The organism is Kitasatospora sp. NPDC097605, assembly GCF_040302725.1.
Taxonomy (GTDB): Bacteria; Actinomycetota; Actinomycetes; order Streptomycetales; family Streptomycetaceae; genus Kitasatospora.
The window spans coordinates 1-16387 of sequence record NZ_JBEOSF010000037.1; the positions used below are offsets into that span (position 1 = coordinate 1).

The following is a 16387-nucleotide window of genomic DNA, read 5'->3' on the forward strand; positions in this document are numbered from 1 at the left end:
CTCCGGGTCGCTCCGGCCCGGTGCCGACGGTCGGCGGGCGCGGCGCCACCTCCTTCGTCGGCGGCTTGGCCCTTCTCCCTTTCGGCACCGGCGCGTCCCTTCGGCTCGGGGCGGGGTTGTCGCCCGTTCGCCTCCGGGTCGCTCGGGTCCGGTGCCGACGGTCGGCGGGCGCGGCGCCACCTCCTTCGTCGGCGGCTTGGCCCTTCTCCCTCTCGGCACCGGCGCGCCCCTTCGGCTCGGGGCGGCTGAGGCGGGCCAGGTCAGGGCCCACGCGATAGCCTGGCAACGATCGAGCGGGGCCGGGCCCGAAGGGGGCGCGGCACCCGCCAGCGCCCGGGGCGCGCCCCGGGCGGCCGTCGAAGCGAGGGGTAGCCCAACCGTGCGCATTGCCAGGTTTTCCGTCCGGGAAGGGAGCCCTGCCGCCGGCAGCGTCTCCTTCGGTGTGGTCGAGGGCGACCCGGCCCGGCCCGAGTCGCTGGTGGTCCACGCCCTGGCCGGCCACCCGTTCGGCCAGCCCCAGCCGACCGGCGAGAGCTACCGCTTCCAGGACGTCCGGCTGCTCAGCCCGATGCTGCCCAACAAGATCGTCGCGGTCGGCCGCAACTACGCCGCGCACGCCGCCGAGCTGGGCAACGACGTCCCGGACGTCCCGCTGACCTTCTTCAAGCCGTCCACCTCGGTGATCGGCCCGACCGAGAGCATCGCCTACCCGCCGTTCTCCTCGGACGTCCAGCACGAGGCCGAACTGGCCGTGGTGATCGGCCGGATGTGCCGCGAGGTGCCGCTGGACCGGGTGCCCGAGGTGATCCTCGGCTACACCTGCGCCAACGACGTGACCGCGCGCGACATCCAGCAGCGCGAGGGCCAGTGGGCCCGCGCCAAGGGCTTCGACACCGCCTGCCCGCTCGGCCCGTGGATCGAGACCGACCTCGACCCCGCCGACCTCGCCGTCACCTGCACGGTCAACGGCGAGCTCCGGCAGGCCGGCCGCACCTCGCAGATGGTCCGCTCGGTCGCCGAGCTGATCGTGCACATCTCCGAGGCCATGACGCTGCTGCCCGGCGACGTCGTGCTCACCGGCACTCCCGCCGGGGTGGGCCCGATCAACGTCGGCGACGAGGTCGCGGTCGGCATCGAGGGCATCGGCACCCTCGTCAACAAGGTGGTCAAGCGTGGCTGACACCGCCGCCGTGCGGGTGCGCTTCTGCCCGTCCCCGACCGGCAACCCGCACGTGGGCCTGGTCCGCACCGCCCTGTTCAACTGGGCCTTCGCCCGCCACCACGGCGGCACGCTGGTCTTCCGGATCGAGGACACCGACGCGGCCCGCGACTCCGAGGAGTCCTACGGGCAGCTGCTCGACGCCATGAAGTGGCTCGGCTTCGACTGGGACGAGGGCCCGGAGGTCGGCGGCCCGCACGCGCCGTACCGCCAGTCGCAGCGGATGGACGTCTACGCGGATGTCGCCCGCCGGCTGCACGAGGCCGGCCACGCCTACCACTGCTACTGCTCCACCGAGGAGCTGGACGCCCGCCGCGAGGCCGCCCGCGCGGCCGGCCGGCCGTCCGGCTACGACGGCCACTGCCGGGACCTGACGGACGACCAGCTCGCCGTCTACAAGCTGGAGCGGCGCGAGCCGGTCCTGCGCTTCCGGATGCCGGACACCACGATCGCCTTCGACGACCTGGTGCGCGGCACGCTCTCCTTCGAGCCGGAGAACGTCGCCGACTACGGCATCGTGCGGGCCAACGGCGCACCGCTCTACACCCTGGTCAACCCGGTGGACGACGCCCTGATGGGCATCACCCACGTGCTGCGCGGCGAGGACCTGCTCTCCTCGACCCCGCGCCAGATCGCCCTCTACGCCGCGCTGGCCGAGATCGGCGTCGGCGACGGCACCACCCCGCGCTTCGGCCACCTGCCGTACGTGATGGGCGAGGGCAACAAGAAGCTCTCCAAGCGCGACCCGCAGGCCTCGCTCAACCTGTACCGGGAGCGCGGCTTCATCCCCGAGGGCCTGCTCAACTACCTGTCGCTGCTCGGCTGGTCGCTGGCCGAGGACCGTGACGTCTTCACGATGGACGAGCTGGTCGCGGCCTTCGACATCACCAAGGTCAACGCCAACCCGGCCCGTTTCGACCTGAAGAAGTGCGAGGCGATCAACGCCGACCACCTGCGCCGGCTGGCCCCGGAGGACTTCGTCCGCCGCCTGGTGCCGTACCTGCAGGCCGCGGGCCTGCTGCCGGCCGAGCCGACCGACGGGCAGCTGGAACTGCTGGCGAAGGTGGCGCCGCTCACCCAGGAGCGGATGGTGGTGCTCGGCGAGATCGTCGGCATGGCCGGCTTCCTGTTCGTCGCGCCCGAGGACTTCGCCGTCGACCCGGACGACGCCGCCAAGGTGCTCACCGCGGACGCCCGGCCGGTGCTGGAGGCGAGCATCGCGGCGCTGGAGGCGCTCGGCGACTTCACCCCGGAGCCGATCCAGGCCGCGCTGCGCGAGGCGCTGGTGGAGGGCCTGGGCATCAAGCCGAAGTTCGCCTTCACCCCGCTGCGGGTGGCGGTGACCGGCCGGCGGGTCTCCCCGCCGCTGTTCGAGTCGATGGAGCTGCTCGGACGCCCCGAGACGCTGCGCCGGCTGACCGCCGCGCTGGCGGCCCTTCCGGGGGCCTGAAACCGCCCGCGGGCCCGGTCGCGCACCGGGCCCGCGGCCTCCCCGGACGTCACCCGACGGCCCCCTGCCCGCTGCCTGGGGTTATCGATTTTGGAGCCGGGGCGGACGTCGGGTAATGTTCTTTCTGCGCCGCCCGGGAGGGCAACGACGAGGGAGCGAAAGCCCCCCGCCGGAGCCGGAGCGGGAGGCGCAAGCCCGAGCGGATCCCCGACAGGGGTTCAACTCTGGTGGGGTATGGTGTAATTGGCAGCACGAGTGATTCTGGTTCATTTAGTCTAGGTTCGAGTCCTGGTACCCCAGCGCAGTACCGCAGTCCATCCGGACCGTACAATTCAAGAACAAGCCCCCGTTGTGTAGCGGCCTAGCACGCTGCCCTCTCACGGCAGTAGCGCCGGTTCGAATCCGGTCGGGGGTACTGGTTCCGCAAGGAACCGCCTGGAAAGCCCCCGTTGTGTAGCGGCCTAGCACGCCGCCCTCTCAAGGCGGTAGCGCCGGTTCGAATCCGGTCGGGGGTACTGATCTCGCAAGGGATCGCCAGGAAGCCCCCGTTGTGTAGCGGCCTAGCACGCTGCCCTCTCACGGCAGTAGCGCCGGTTCGAATCCGGTCGGGGGTACCGAAGTAAGAAGCCGATGGGTCACCTCATCGGCTGATTGCTTTGCGTTGGGGTATGGTGTAATTGGCAGCACGAGTGATTCTGGTTCATTTAGTCTAGGTTCGAGTCCTGGTACCCCAGCCAGAAAAGGAAGGCCCCGGTTCCCGGGGTCTTTTTGCTTTTCCCGGACACAGAATCCCACCGGCTCCGCCGGCCCCGCCGACCCGAAGGGCCCCGCTCGACATCGAGCGGGGCCCTTCTCGGTATGCGTGGGGGAGTGGGGGCGGGGGAACGGGGTGGGGGTCAGCTGCGGCGCAGGGCCTCGGTGAGGCGGTTGGCGGCCTCGATGATGGCCTGGGCGTGCAGGCGGCCGGGGTGGCGGGTCAGGCGCTCGATCGGCCCGGAGACCGAGACGGCGGCCACGACGCGGTTGGAGGGTCCGCGGACCGGCGCGGAGACGGACGCCACGCCCGGCTCCCGCTCGCCGATCGACTGGGCCCAGCCGCGCCGCCGGACGCCGCTGAGCGCGGTGGCGGTGAAGCGGGCGCCCTGGAGGCCGCGGTGGAGCCGCTCGGGCTCCTCCCAGGCCAGCAGGACCTGGGCGGCCGAGCCGGCCTTCATCGGCAGGGTGCTGCCGACCGGGACGGTGTCCCGCAGACCGGAGAGCCGCTCGGCGGCCGCGACGCAGATCCGCATCTCGCCCTGCCGGCGGTAGAGCTGTGCGCTCTCGCCGGTGACGTCGCGCAGGTGGGTGAGGACCGGGCCCGCGGTGGCGAGCAGCCGGTCCTCGCCCGCCGCGGCGGAGAGTTCGGACAGGCGGGGACCGAGGATGAAACGTCCCTGCATGTCCCTGGTGACCAGGCGGTGGTGTTCGAGTGCGACGGCGAGTCTGTGGGCCGTGGGGCGCGCCAGACCGGTGGCGGCGACCAGCCCCGCCAACGTGGCGGGGCCCGACTCCAGTGCGCTCAGCACCAGAGCGGCCTTGTCGAGCACGCCGACGCCGCTAGAGTTGTCCATGCCCTAAGACTGCAGTCTCATTCCGCGAGACGCAAGTTCAATCTTCCGCGAAAAGCGCCACTCTGGATGCAGCAGCCCGGGAGACATCCAGGATGCGGCCCCGTCGAGGCGTCCGCATCGTGGACACCGATCCGGCGTGCAGGTCGCGCGACGCGTGCCCGCACAGGGCGGCGACAGCTTCGACCTCGACACACGAGAAGGCCGGCAACGCGGCCGGCTGGAGGGAACCCGATGGGACGGACACTCGCAGAGAAGGTCTGGGACGACCACGTCGTGCGGCGCGCGGAGGGCGAGCCCGACCTGCTCTTCATCGACCTGCACCTGCTCCACGAGGTGACCAGCCCGCAGGCCTTCGACGGCCTCCGGCTGGCCGGGCGCACGGTCCGCCGCACCGATCTCACGATCGCCACCGAGGACCACAACACCCCGACCCTGGACATCGACAAGCCGATCGCCGACCCGGTCTCCAAGGTCCAGCTGGAGACCCTGCGCAAGAACGCGGCCGAGTTCGGCGTCCGGATCCACTCGCTGGGCGACGTCGAGCAGGGCGTCGTGCACGTGGTCGGCCCGCAGCTGGGCCTGACCCAGCCCGGCACCACCGTGGTCTGTGGCGACTCCCACACCTCCACCCACGGCGCCTTCGGCGCGCTGGCGTTCGGCATCGGCACCAGCCAGGTCGAGCACGTGCTGGCCACCCAGACGCTGCCGCTGGCCCCGTTCCGGACGATGGCGATCACCGTCGAGGGCGAGCTGCCCGACGGCGTCACCGCCAAGGACCTGATCCTGGCGATCATCGCGAAGATCGGCACCGGCGGCGGCCAGGGCTACGTCCTGGAGTACCGCGGCTCGGCGATCCGCGGCCTCTCCATGGAGGCCCGGATGACCGTCTGCAACATGTCGATCGAGGCGGGCGCCCGGGCCGGCATGATCGCCCCCGACGAGACCACCTTCGAGTACCTCAAGGGCCGTCCGCACGCCCCGCAGGGCGAGGACTGGGACGCCGCGGTCGCGTACTGGAAGACCCTGGTCACCGACGAGGACGCGGTCTTCGACCACGAGATCTTCATCGACGCCGCCGAGCTGACCCCGTTCGTCACCTGGGGCACCAACCCCGGCCAGGGCGCCCCGCTCGGCTCCGCCGTGCCGGACCCGGCCTCCTTCGCCGACCCGCAGGAGCGGATCGCCGCCGAGAACGCCCTGGCCTACATGGGCCTGGAGGCCGGCACCCCGCTGCGCGAGGTGCAGGTCGACGCGGTCTTCGTCGGCTCCTGCACCAACGGCCGGATCGAGGACCTGCGGGCCGCCGCCGACCTGCTGCGCGGGCGCCGGATCGCCGACGGCGTGCGGATGCTGGTCGTACCCGGCTCGGTCCGGGTCGCCCTGCAGGCCGTCGAGGAGGGCCTGGACAAGGTGTTCACCGAGGCCGGCGCCGAGTGGCGGCACGCCGGCTGCTCGATGTGCCTGGGCATGAACCCCGACCAGCTCGCCCCCGGCGAGCGCTGCGCCTCGACCTCGAACCGCAACTTCGAGGGCCGCCAGGGCAAGGGCGGGCGCACCCACCTGGTCTCGCCGCAGGTCGCCGCGGCGACCGCCGTCCTGGGCCGACTGGCGGCCCCCGCCGATCTGGCGTCCAACGCCGCTGTGGAGGTCTGAGCAGCATGGAGAAGTTCACCACCCACACCGGCCGGGCCGTGCCGCTGCGCCGCAGCAACGTCGACACCGACCAGATCATCCCCGCCCACTGGCTCAAGAAGGTCACCCGTTCCGGTTTCGAGGGCGGTCTGTTCGAGGCCTGGCGCAAGGACGAGTCGTTCATCCTCAACCGGCCCGAGCGCCAGGGCGCCACGGTCCTGGTGGCCGGTCCCGAGTTCGGCACCGGCTCGTCCCGCGAGCACGCCGTCTGGGCCCTGCAGAACTACGGCTTCCACGCGGTGATCTCCTCGCGCTTCGCCGACATCTTCCGCGGCAACTCGCTGAAGAACGGCCTGCTGACCGTGGTCCTCCCGCAGGAGGCCGTGGAGCGGCTCTGGGAGCTGGTCGAGGCCGACCCGGCCGCCGAGATCACCGTCGACCTGGAGGCCCGCGAGGTGCGCGCCGGCGGCGTGACCACGCCCTTCGAACTGGACGACAACGTGCGGTGGCGGCTGCTCAACGGCCTGGACGACATCAGCATCACCCTGCGCGACGAGGCCGACATCGCCGCGTTCGAGGCGCGTCGTCCGTCGTTCAAGCCGCGTACCCTGCCGGTGGCCTGAGATCCCCTTCTGAACAAGCATTCTGACGAACCGCCGGATGGCCCGCTCCCCCTCGGGGGGGCGGGCCATCCGCCGTTCCGGGCCACGAGTTGTGCCCGTCCGGCGCCCCTGGATTGGGGATTGGGTTTTGCGACAGAGGGCCCCGCAGCATGCACAACTGCGCGTAGATGGCACAATCAGTGCATGCACCGGCACCATGAACCTCCGTACGCGGGCGGCCAACCCGCGTCACCGGAGTCCACGGGCCGGGGATCCGAACGCCGAATTGACGATCGGCCGGACGCCGCAACCTCACCTGCTGAGGGGCCGGACGACCCGGAAGTCGCAGCGCTCTTCGCGCTTGTGGCCGAGCGGTTGAAGCAAGCTCACGACCGCGTGCATGCGCTGAACGTGTCTGCCGATGCAAAGACCGCTCTCACCCGTCAACTGCTCATCGTCACGGAGACCGCCAAGCGCGATCTTCCGGAGGCGGCGCGGCGGTTGAGTCGCTTTGTGCAGGACCTCGACGAGGGGCGCCCGCCCGTCCACTGAGGTCGCCGACGCGCAAATCCATTGCGACACTAGGGTGATTCGCGCGTTTGGTAATTGAAAGTCCGCAGATACATACCTAACGTGCGAAATGAACGGATGGAATCATCCGGCGCCCGTTTCCGAAGGGGAAGACGTGAACAAGGCTCAGCTTGTCGAAGCGGTGGCCGAGCAGCTGGGCGGTCGCAAGGCTGCCGCAGAGGCCGTCGACGCAGTGCTCGACACCATGGTGCGCGCCGTCGTGGCCGGCGACCGGGTTTCGGTCACCGGTTTCGGCACCTTTGAGAAGGTGGAGCGCTCCGCGCGCTTCGCCCGCAACCCGCAGACCGGCGAGAAGGTCAAGGTCAAGAAGACCTCGGTGCCCCGCTTCCGTCCGGGCCAGGGCTTCAAGGACCTGGTCAGCGGTGCCAAGAAGCTGCCGAAGGAAGGCCCCTCGGTGAAGAAGGCCCCCAAGGGCTCCCTCACCCCGGGCAAGAGCGGCGTCGCCGCGACCCCGGCCGCCAAGCGGGCCGCCACCAAGCGTGCCGCCACGGCCGCCGCCGCTGCCGCCGCGACCCCGGCCAAGAAGGCCGCCGCCAAGAAGGCGACCGCCACCAAGACGGCCGCCACCCCGGCGAAGAAGACCACGGCCGCCGCCAAGAAGGCGACCGCCACCAAGAAGACCACCGCCGCCGCCGCGAAGAAGACCACCGCGACCGCGACCAAGAAGACCACGGCCGCCGCCAAGAAGGCGACGACCACGGCCGCCGCGAAGAAGACCACCGCGACCGCCAAGAAGGCGACCGCCACGGCCAAGAAGACGGCGCCGGCGAAGAAGACCGCCACCCGCAAGACCACCGCGCGCAAGACCTCCGCCAAGTAGTCACCGCGCGTCCTCGCCGGACGGCCTTCGAGAGCCGTGGCGCCGCCCCACCCCCGGAATTCCGGGAAGGGCGGTGCCACGGCTCTCCGCTTTTCCGGGATTTACCGGGGCGGGCCGGGGAGGGGGCGGGCCGGGGTCAGCCCGCGGCCGGGTCCGGGAAGGTCTGCAGCGTCACGAAGACCACCCGGCGGGCCTCGCCGGTGCCCTCGGTGCGGATCCGCACCCGCTGGCCCGGGCGCAGCAGCCGCAGGCCGCCGGCGTCGAAGGCGGCCGCGTCGAACGGCACCGGGGTCCCGTCGTCGAGCAGCACGGAGCCGGCCCGGGTGTCGGGGTCGAAGGTGAACGCGGTGGCCTGCATGGCAGCAGCATAGCGAGGCCCACCGACAACGCCCGGTGCCGTCTCAGCGCGGCGCCGGCCGGTAGCCGAGGCGGGCGGCCAGGGCGCCGGTGTGCGGGCCGACGCCGAGCGCCAGGGCCTCGGCCAGGTCCTCCCCGGTGTCGACGTCCCGGCGGACCGACTCCACGCCGGGCAGCCGCAGTTCGCGGGCGCCGCCGGCCGCGTGCCGGGCGCGCGAGCCGTCCCCGAACGCGGGGGCGAGCGGGCTGCCCGGGGCGCAGGCCAGCAGGGTGGTGCCCAGTCCCGGGGTGTCCGGCAGGAAGGCCCGGCCGGTCGCGGGGACGGCGCCTAGCACCCGGGCCAGCTCGGCCGGGCGCAGCGCCGGCAGGTCCGCCGAGAGTGCGGCGAGGGGCGCGCGGGGCGCGAGGACCAGCGCGGTCGCCGCGCCGTGCGCCAGTGCCTCGTTGAGGCCGCCCCCGGGCTCGTCGTCGACCACCAGGGCACCGAGCGCGGCCAGCCGCGCGCCGGCCGCGGCGTCCCGGGTGACCACCAGGACCCGGCCGACCCCGGGGGCGGCCAGCGCGGCGGTGACGGTGTCCAGGGCGAAGCAGAGTGCGAGGTCGGGGCGGTGCGGACCGGCGAACGGGGCCAGTCGGGACTTGGCCCGGGCGAGCGGCTTGAGCGGTAGCACCAGCGACCAGCCGGCGGCGGGTGCGGCGGGCGCGACGGGCCCGCTGGGGCGTACGGTGTCCTGGGTCATCGGCGTCATTGTGACGCCGGTCCCGGAGCCCTCGCCAGGCCGTCCGAGCTGTGCGGACGTGCGTTTGATCACGCCCGCGCGGTGGGCGGGCGGGGTTGCTCGACAGCCGGTGAGCGGTCGGGCGAGACTGTTCCGCGCCCGCGCCCCGAGAGGTCGCGGCGGCGAGATCGACCGCGGCACCGCAGCGTGCCGCACGGATAGAGGAGGACCTGGGGTGGCCCGCCGCTCGTACGCCAGCTTCGGCAACGCCGACTACGGCTTCTGGTACCGCTTCGCGGCCGTGCTGGTGAAGCCGGTGACGACCGCCCTGGTCAAGCCGGACTGGCGGGGCTGGGAGCACCTCCCGAAGGAGGGCGGCTTCATCGCCGCGGTCAACCACAACTCGATCATCGACCCCGTGGTGTACGCGCACTGGCAGTACAACAGCGGCCGGCCGCCGCGGATCCTCGGCAAGTCCTCGCTGTTCTCGGTCCCGTTCATCGGCTTCATGCTCCGCAAGACCGGCCAGATCCCGGTGTTCCGCGAGTCGACCGACGCGGCGCAGGCGTTCCGGGCGGCCATCGACGCCGTCGACCGGGGCCAGTGCGTGCAGTTCTATCCGGAGGGCACGCTCACCCGGGACCCGGACCTGTGGCCGATGACCGGTAAGAGCGGTGTGGCCCGGGTGGCGCTGATGACCGGCGCGCCGGTCATCCCGGTCGCCCACTGGGGCGCCCACGAGATCATCCCGCCGTACGGCAGGGGCGGTTCGGGCAAGGGCAAGTTCAACCTCTTCCCCCGGCACCGGGTGACCGTGGCGGCCGGGCCGGCCGTCGACCTGAGCAAGTACCACGGCCAGGAGCTGACCGCCCAGGTGCTCCGGGACGCCACCGAGGACATCATGGCGGCGATCACCGCCGTGCTGGCCGACATCCGCGGCGAGGAGCCGCCGGCCGAGCGGTACGACATGCGGGAGGCCGCCCGGAAGCGGGCCGCCGCCGCGGCGGCCCGCCGACCCGGCCGGGCCCTGAGCACCGACGAGAGCGGGGAGGGCGCCAAGTGACCCGCTGCGCCGTACTGGGGACCGGTTCCTGGGGCACCGCCTTCGCGATGGTGCTCGCCGACGCCGGCTGCGAGGTGACCCTCTGGGGCCGCCGGCAGGAACTGGCGGACGCCGTCAACGCCACCCACACCAACCCGGACTACCTGCCCGGCATCCGGCTGCCGGAGTCCGTCCGGGCCACCACCGACCCCGCCGAGGCGCTGGCCGGGGCGGACTTCGCGGTGCTGGTGGTGCCCTCGCAGACGCTGCGCGAGAACCTGGCCGCCTGGGCGCCGCTGCTGGAGCCGCAGACCGTCCTGGTCAGCCTGATGAAGGGCATCGAACTCGGCACCGCCAAGCGGATGAGCGAGGTCGTCGCCGAGGTCGCCGGGGTCGGTCCGGAGCGGATCGCGGTGGTCAGCGGGCCGAACCTGGCCCGGGAGATTGCCAACCGGCAGCCGGCCGCCAGTGTGGTCGCCTGCACCGACGAGACGGTCGCCAAGCGGCTCCAGGCGGCCTGCCACACGCCGTACTTCCGGCCGTACACCAACACCGACGTGATCGGCTGCGAGCTCGGCGGGGCGGTCAAGAACGTGATCGGCCTGGCGGTCGGCATGGCCGACGGCATGGGGCTGGGCGACAACACCAAGGCGACGCTGATCACCCGCGGGCTCGCCGAGACCACCCGGCTGGGGCTGGCGCTGGGCGCCGACCCGTACACCTTCGCGGGGCTGGCGGGCATGGGCGACCTGGTGGCGACCTGCTCCTCGCCGCTCTCCCGCAACCACACCTTCGGCACCAACCTGGGCCGGGGCATGTCGCTCGCCGAGACCATCGCGGCCACCCGGCAGACCGCCGAGGGCGTCAAGTCCTGCGAGTCGGTGCTCGACCTGGCCCGGCGCAGCGGCGTCGACATGCCGATCGTCGAGGCGGTGGTGGACGTCGTCCACAACGGCCGGCCCACCCAGGAGGCGCTGCAGGCGCTGATGTCCCGCTCGGCCAAGCCCGAGCGGCACTGAGCGGCACTGAGCCGCACGGAGCGGCACGGAGCGGCACGGAGCGGCACGGAGCGGCACTGAGCGGCACTGAGCGGCACTGCGGGGCGCTGACCGGCGCCGGGCGGTTCGGGTCGGTCACCTTCCCGAAACATGGCTCGGGGTACCCTTCGTCGCGATATGAGCATCGAACAGACCTCCCAGAACCCGTCCGCGAAGCCCCGGGTCGCCGTCGTCTTCGGCGGCCGCAGCTCCGAGCACGCCATCTCGGTCTCGACCGCGGGCAGCGTGCTGAAGGCGATCGACCGCGACACGTACGAGGTGCTGCCGATCGGCATCACCCACGAGGGCCGCTGGGCGCTGGTCAGCGACGAGCCGGCCCGGATGGCGATCACCGACGGCCGGCTGCCGGACGTCGACCACGTCGCCGAGTCCACCGAGGGCCAGGTCGCGCTGCCGGTCGGCCCCGGCAGTCGCGAGGTGCTCTGGAGCGAGCCCGGCGCCGCGCCCAAGGCGCTCGGCGACGTGGACGTGGTCTTCCCGCTGCTGCACGGGCCGTGGGGCGAGGACGGCACCCTGCAGGGTCTGCTGGAGCTCTCCGGCGTGCCCTACGTCGGCAACGGCGTGCTCGCCAGCGCGGCGGGCATGGACAAGGAGTTCACCAAGCGGCTGCTGGCCTCGCACGGTCTGGGCGTCGGGCGGTACACCGTGGTCCGGCCGCGCGAGTGGGAGACCGAGGAGGGCCGCGCCGCCGTCCGCGAGCGGGTCTCGGGCCTCGGGCTGCCGCTGTTCGTGAAGCCCTGCCGGGCCGGCTCCAGCATGGGCATCACCAAGGTCAAGGACCTCTCCGACCTGGACGCCGCGATCGAGGAGGCCCGCCGGCACGACCCCAAGCTGATCATCGAGGCGGGTGTCTCCGGCCGCGAGATCGAGTGCGCGGTGCTGGAGTTCGAGGACGGCCCGCGGGCCAGCGTCCCGGCCGAGATCCTGATCGGCGGCGGCTACGAGTTCTACGACTTCGAGGCCAAGTACATCGACTCCTCCGAGGTCCGGATCCCGGCCGAGCTCTCCGCGGAGGAGACCGCCGAGATCCGCCGGCAGGCGATCGCCGCGTTCGAGGCGCTCGGCTGCGAGGGCCTGGCCCGGGTCGACTTCTTCCTGCTGGACGACGGCGGCTGGATGGTCAACGAGGTCAACACCATGCCCGGCTTCACCCCGATCTCGGCCTTCCCGAAGATGTGGGAGGCCAGCGGGCTGTCGTACCCGGAGCTGATCGACCGGCTGCTCCAGGCGGCGCTGCGCCGCCCGACCGGTCTGCGCTGACTCGGTGCCACACACGGAGGGCGGTCCCGGAACGCCGGGACCGCCCTCCGTGTGTGCCGGGCGCGGTCAGGGGATGGCGACCTTGACCAGGTCGGAGAGCGCGGCGGCGGCGTCCAGCGGGTTGCCGGTGGCCCCGCCGGGCACGGTCACCTCGACGAAGGCGGCGCGCTGGGTGGCGGTGAACCGGTAGCCGCCGTCGCCGAGCGGCTCGGGCCACCAGGTGACGTCGTTGATGGTCGGCGCGATCTCCTCCTGCTTCTCGTCGACCAGCCCCTCGGGGTGCGGTACGCCGCAGCGCAGCACGATGCGCGGCGAGGAGGCCCAGGCGGCGACGTACGGGGAGGCCGGGGACGGGTCCTTGCGGGCGTGGCCCAGCAGTTCCTGAGGGAGCCCGGCGGCGAGCGCCCGGCAGTACTCGGCGGCCTTGCCGCGCGGTTCGGGCGTCTCGATATCCGGGTCGGCGGGCGGGCCCCAGCTGCCGATCAGCACGACGACGGTGCAGGCGAGCGCGGTCGGCACCGCCAGCCACCGGACGGGGGCCGGCAGCGCCGACAGGAAGCGGGGGGCGCGGAGTTCTCGGGTCACCCGCCGATGGTAAGCGCGTCTTACAGGTGGACGACGGGACAGGTGAGGGTACGGGTGATTCCCTCGATCTGCTGGACCTTCGCGACCACCAGACGACCGAGGTCGTCCACGGTGTCGGCCTCGGCCCGGACGATCACGTCGTACGGGCCCGTGACGTCCTCGGCCTGGATGACACCGGGGATCTTGGCGATGGACTCGGCGACGGCACTGGCCTTGCCGACCTCGGTCTGAATCAGGATGTAGGCCTGGACCATGGGGGGACCTCCCGGCGGCTGGGTACGGGGATCGCCGCCGTGACCGCCCGGTGGCGCGCGGGGTGGGATGAGGGGCTCACGGCAGACTGATCACCACGCTACCTCCCGGCGGGCCGGGGAGGGGAGACCCGTGCGCCCCCGAAGGGCGTACGCTGCGCGCGGAGGCGGCGTGGCCGCAGGACGTACGCGCCCGGCCGGGCGCAACCGAGAGGACGGCAGATGCAGGGGACCGTGGGCGAGCTCGGCGAGTTCGGACTCATCAGGGAGCTGACCGCCCGGGTACCGCTCACCGACGCGGTCGACCTCGGCCCGGGTGACGACGCCGCCGTGGTGAAGGCCCCGGACGGCCGGGTGGTGGCCACCACGGACGTGCTGATCGAGAACCGGCACTTCCGCCGGGACTGGTCCACCGCGTACGACGTGGGCCGCAAGGCGGCCGCGCAGAACCTCGCCGACGTGGCCGCGATGGGCGCGGTGCCGACCGCGCTGCTGCTCGGCCTGGTCGCGCCGGCGGACCTGCCGACCACCTGGGCCACCGAGCTGATGGACGGGCTGCGGGACGAGTGCCAGGTGGCCGGCGCGACGGTGGTCGGCGGCGACGTGGTGCGCGGGGAGACCATCACGCTGGCCATCACGGCGCTCGGGGACCTTCAGGGGCGCGCGCCGGTGACGCGCGCCGGTGCCCAGGTGGGTGACGTGGTCGCGGTCACCGGCTGGCTCGGCTGGTCGGCGGCCGGCCTGACGGTGCTGCAGCGCGGGTTCCGCTCGCCGCGGGCCTTCGTCGAGGCGCACCGCCGTCCGGAGCCGCCGTACCACGCGGGGCCGGCCGGGGCGGAGCTGGGCGCCACCTCGATGATCGACGTGAGCGACGGGCTGGTCGCCGACCTCGGGCACGTGGCCGGGGCGAGCGGGGTGGACATCGACCTGCGGGCGGCCGACTTCGACGTGCCGGCGCAGATGGCGGACATCGGCCAGGCGGTCGGGGTCGACCCGCTGGTCTGGGTGCTGTCCGGCGGCGAGGACCACGCGATCGCCGCGACCTTCCCGCGCGGGGTCCAACTGCCCGCCCGCTGGCGGGTGGTGGGCGAGGTCGTCGGCCGGGCGCGGGCGGCCCGCGGCGGCCGGGTGACGGTGGACGGCGAGGCCTGGGACCGGGTCGGCGGCTGGGACCACTTCGCGGAGTGACGACCGGTCCGTGCCGGGCGGCGGTGGGCGGCCGTCCGGCCGGGGGTGCGTAGGCTGGACCCACGGCCCGGCCGCCCGGCTTTCCCTGGTGGTCTGGACCACTATGGTCTGAACCACTTCGAGCGGGGAGAGCCCACCACCATGCGAATCGGAGTCCTGACCAGCGGCGGCGACTGCCCCGGCCTGAACGCGGTGATCCGTTCCGTGGTGCACCGGGGAACCGATGTGCACGGTGACGAGATCGTCGGCATCGAGGACGGCTTCCTCGGTCTCATCGAGGGCCGCACCCGTCCGGTCTCGCACGACGACGTCACCGGCCTGCTCACCCTCGGCGGCACCATCCTCGGCTCCGCCCGGGTGCGGCGCGAGCGGATCCAGTGGGCGGTGGAGAACGCCAGGACCCTCGCCCGCGACATCGGCATCGACGCGCTGATCGCCATCGGCGGCGAGGGGACCCTCACCGCCGCGCGGATGTTCAGCGAGGCCGGACTGCCGGTGGTCGGCGTCCCGAAGACCATCGACAACGACATCGACGCCACCGACGTCACCTTCGGCTTCGACACCGCGGTGCACGTCGCCACCGAGGCGATCGACCGGCTCAAGACCACCGCCGAATCGCACCAGCGGGTCATGGTCGTGGAGTTGATGGGACGTCACACCGGCTGGATCACCCTGACCGCCGGCATGGCGGGCGGCGCGCACGGCATCCTGATCCCGGAGAAGCCGTTCGACATCGAGGCGGTGGCCCGGCTGGTCGAGGACCGGTTCGCCCGCGGCAAGAAGTTCGCCATCATCGCGGTCGCCGAGGGGGCCTGCCCGACGCCCGGCACCATGAGCTTCGACCACGGCGAGATCGACCGGTTCGGGCACCGGACCTTCGGCGGGATCGGCACCCGCCTCGCCCACGAGCTGGAGAACCTGCTCGGCAAGGAGGCCCGCCCGGTCATCCTCGGCCACGTCCAGCGCGGCGGCACCCCCACCGCCCGGGACCGGGTGCTCGCCACCCGGTTCGGCTGGCACGCCGTGGAGGCCGTCCACCGGGGCGAGTTCGGCCACTTCACCGCGCTGCGCCGGGGCGGCATCCGGATGGTGCCGATCGCCGACGCGGTGACCAGGCTCAAGACCGTCCCCGAGAGCCACTGGGCGGAGTCCGAGGCGGTGCTGTGACCGCGTAGGTTGGGCGCATGCCTTCCATCGCACCTCCCCGCGTTCTCACGGTCGCCGGCTCCGACTCCGGCGGCGGCGCCGGCATCCAGGCCGACCTCAAGGCGATGCTCGCCCTCGGCGTGCACGGCATGAGCGTGATCACCGCCGTCACCGCGCAGAACTCGCTCGGCGTCCAGGGCTACTGGGAGCTGCCCGCCGAGGCCGTCCGCGCCCAGTTCCGCAGCGTGGTCGACGACATCGGCGTCCAGGCCGTGAAGACCGGCATGCTCGCCTCGATCGAACTGGTCGAGACCGTCTCCGAGCTGCTGGCCGGGGTCGACGCGCCGGTCGTGGTCGACCCGGTCGGGGTCTCCAAGCACGGCGACGCGCTGCTCGCCGCCGAGGCCGTCGCCACCGTCCGGGAGAAGCTGCTGCCGGTCGCCACCCTCGCCACGCCCAACCTGCACGAAGTGACGCAGCTCACCGGCCGGGTGGTCGAGGACGAGTCGCGGATGCTGGACGCCGCCAAGGCGATGCTCGACCTCGGGCCGCGCTGGGTGCTGGTCAAGGGCGGGCACCTGGCCGGCGAGGCGGCCGACCTGCTGTACGGCGGCGCGGGGGAGGAGCACTGGTACCGGGCGCCGCGCTACGACAACCGGCACACCCACGGCACCGGCTGCACCCTGGCCAGCGCGATCGCCGCCGGCCTGGCCAAGGGCGAGGAGCTGCCCGCCGCGGTGGCCTCGGCGAAGGAGTACATCACCGGCGCGATCGCCGGCGGCTTCGCGCTCGGCTCCGGCATCGGGCCGGTCGACCACGCCTGGCGCTGGCGCTGAGTCCGGCGCCGGAAACGACCG

The 16387-nt window shown here is 72.8% G+C and carries 17 protein-coding genes and 5 tRNA genes; 17 read left to right on the top strand and 5 right to left on the bottom strand.

Translation table 11 applies throughout. From position 1 onward, the window contains the following. Window positions 1-379 precede the first annotated feature (379 nt). From ABTX81_RS30825 to ABTX81_RS30855, 7 genes are all read left to right on the top strand, one after another. Complete coding sequence (locus ABTX81_RS30825) at window positions 380-1180, top strand: fumarylacetoacetate hydrolase family protein (RefSeq protein ID WP_350552428.1); 801 nt, start codon at window positions 380-382, stop codon at window positions 1178-1180. After that, window positions 1173-2669, top strand: a complete 1497-nt coding sequence (gltX, locus tag ABTX81_RS30830; RefSeq protein WP_350552431.1) for a glutamate--tRNA ligase — start codon at window positions 1173-1175, stop codon at window positions 2667-2669. Before ABTX81_RS30825 ends, gltX begins: the two co-directional genes overlap by 8 nt. Before the next feature lie 228 nt (window positions 2670-2897). Further along, window positions 2898-2969 (top strand) — tRNA-Gln (locus tag ABTX81_RS30835). A 42-nt stretch (window positions 2970-3011) separates the two neighbouring features. Further along, window positions 3012-3084, top strand: a tRNA-Glu gene (locus tag ABTX81_RS30840). A gap of 27 nt (window positions 3085-3111) precedes the next feature. Further along, window positions 3112-3184: transfer RNA gene (locus ABTX81_RS30845), tRNA-Glu, on the top strand. Window positions 3185-3210: 26 nt separating this feature from the next. Continuing rightward, window positions 3211-3283: transfer RNA gene (locus ABTX81_RS30850), tRNA-Glu, on the top strand. Window positions 3284-3331: 48 nt separating this feature from the next. Continuing rightward, window positions 3332-3406 (top strand) — tRNA-Gln (locus ABTX81_RS30855). 159 nt (window positions 3407-3565) lie between these two features. On the opposite strand, the gene ABTX81_RS30860 is transcribed toward ABTX81_RS30855, so the two are convergent. Next, window positions 3566-4279: an IclR family transcriptional regulator gene (locus ABTX81_RS30860; RefSeq protein WP_030306825.1), complete on the bottom strand. Its 714-nt coding sequence runs from the start codon at window positions 4277-4279 to the stop codon at window positions 3566-3568. Between the two features lie 231 nt (window positions 4280-4510). Between ABTX81_RS30860 and leuC the strand changes: the two genes are divergently transcribed. The 4 genes from leuC to ABTX81_RS30880 all read left to right on the top strand — a co-directional run bounded on the left by leuC (window position 4511) and on the right by ABTX81_RS30880 (window position 7924). Then, on the top strand, window positions 4511-5932 hold the full coding sequence (gene leuC, locus ABTX81_RS30865) for a 3-isopropylmalate dehydratase large subunit (protein WP_350552433.1): 1422 nt from the start codon (window positions 4511-4513) through the stop codon (window positions 5930-5932). A 5-nt stretch (window positions 5933-5937) separates the two neighbouring features. Then, window positions 5938-6534, top strand: a complete 597-nt coding sequence (gene leuD, locus ABTX81_RS30870; protein ID WP_350552436.1) for a 3-isopropylmalate dehydratase small subunit — start codon at window positions 5938-5940, stop codon at window positions 6532-6534. Window positions 6535-6717: 183 nt separating this feature from the next. Then, window positions 6718-7065: an SCO5555 family protein gene (locus tag ABTX81_RS39735; RefSeq protein ID WP_502892895.1), complete on the top strand. Its 348-nt coding sequence runs from the start codon at window positions 6718-6720 to the stop codon at window positions 7063-7065. A gap of 133 nt (window positions 7066-7198) precedes the next feature. Beyond that, complete coding sequence (locus ABTX81_RS30880) at window positions 7199-7924, top strand: HU family DNA-binding protein (protein WP_350552438.1); 726 nt, start codon at window positions 7199-7201, stop codon at window positions 7922-7924. Between the two features lie 136 nt (window positions 7925-8060). On the opposite strand, the gene ABTX81_RS30885 is transcribed toward ABTX81_RS30880, so the two are convergent. Further along, on the bottom strand, window positions 8061-8282 hold the full coding sequence (locus ABTX81_RS30885; protein WP_350552441.1) for a hypothetical protein: 222 nt from the start codon (window positions 8280-8282) through the stop codon (window positions 8061-8063). Between the two features lie 43 nt (window positions 8283-8325). Then, window positions 8326-9021: a 2-phospho-L-lactate guanylyltransferase gene (gene cofC / locus ABTX81_RS30890; RefSeq protein WP_350552443.1), complete on the bottom strand. Its 696-nt coding sequence runs from the start codon at window positions 9019-9021 to the stop codon at window positions 8326-8328. A gap of 214 nt (window positions 9022-9235) precedes the next feature. On the opposite strand from cofC, the gene ABTX81_RS30895 reads away from it, so the two are divergent. The 3 genes from ABTX81_RS30895 to ABTX81_RS30905 all read left to right on the top strand — a co-directional run bounded on the left by ABTX81_RS30895 (window position 9236) and on the right by ABTX81_RS30905 (window position 12360). Continuing rightward, window positions 9236-10063, top strand: coding sequence for a lysophospholipid acyltransferase family protein (locus ABTX81_RS30895; RefSeq protein WP_350552446.1), 828 nt, complete (start codon window positions 9236-9238; stop codon window positions 10061-10063). Further along, window positions 10060-11061, top strand: coding sequence for an NAD(P)H-dependent glycerol-3-phosphate dehydrogenase (locus ABTX81_RS30900; protein ID WP_350552449.1), 1002 nt, complete (start codon window positions 10060-10062; stop codon window positions 11059-11061). The genes ABTX81_RS30895 and ABTX81_RS30900 overlap by 4 nt, the downstream gene beginning before the upstream one ends. A gap of 156 nt (window positions 11062-11217) precedes the next feature. Then, window positions 11218-12360 (top strand): D-alanine--D-alanine ligase family protein, encoded by a 1143-nt coding sequence (locus tag ABTX81_RS30905; RefSeq protein ID WP_350552452.1) that lies wholly within the window; start codon window positions 11218-11220, stop codon window positions 12358-12360. A gap of 66 nt (window positions 12361-12426) precedes the next feature. On the opposite strand, the gene ABTX81_RS30910 is transcribed toward ABTX81_RS30905, so the two are convergent. Together ABTX81_RS30910 and ABTX81_RS30915 are read right to left on the bottom strand one after the other, a co-directional pair. After that, window positions 12427-12945 carry a DUF3515 domain-containing protein gene (locus tag ABTX81_RS30910; protein ID WP_350552455.1) on the bottom strand — a complete coding sequence of 173 codons (519 nt, stop codon included), beginning with the start codon at window positions 12943-12945 and terminating at the stop codon, window positions 12427-12429. A 20-nt stretch (window positions 12946-12965) separates the two neighbouring features. After that, on the bottom strand, window positions 12966-13199 hold the full coding sequence (locus ABTX81_RS30915; RefSeq protein WP_344334132.1) for an Lrp/AsnC family transcriptional regulator: 234 nt from the start codon (window positions 13197-13199) through the stop codon (window positions 12966-12968). A 219-nt stretch (window positions 13200-13418) separates the two neighbouring features. On the opposite strand from ABTX81_RS30915, the gene ABTX81_RS30920 reads away from it, so the two are divergent. The 3 genes from ABTX81_RS30920 (at window position 13419) to thiD (ending at window position 16366) form a co-directional block, all read left to right on the top strand. Then, entirely contained in the window at window positions 13419-14384 is a 966-nt protein-coding gene (locus ABTX81_RS30920; protein WP_350552459.1) for a thiamine-phosphate kinase, read from the top strand. Between the two features lie 141 nt (window positions 14385-14525). Further along, window positions 14526-15551 (top strand): 6-phosphofructokinase, encoded by a 1026-nt coding sequence (locus ABTX81_RS30925; protein ID WP_350552462.1) that lies wholly within the window; start codon window positions 14526-14528, stop codon window positions 15549-15551. Window positions 15552-15568: 17 nt separating this feature from the next. Further along, a complete protein-coding gene (thiD, locus tag ABTX81_RS30930) occupies window positions 15569-16366 on the top strand; it encodes a bifunctional hydroxymethylpyrimidine kinase/phosphomethylpyrimidine kinase (RefSeq protein WP_350552465.1) in 798 nt (265 codons plus the stop codon). Window positions 16367-16387: the final 21 nt, after the last annotated feature.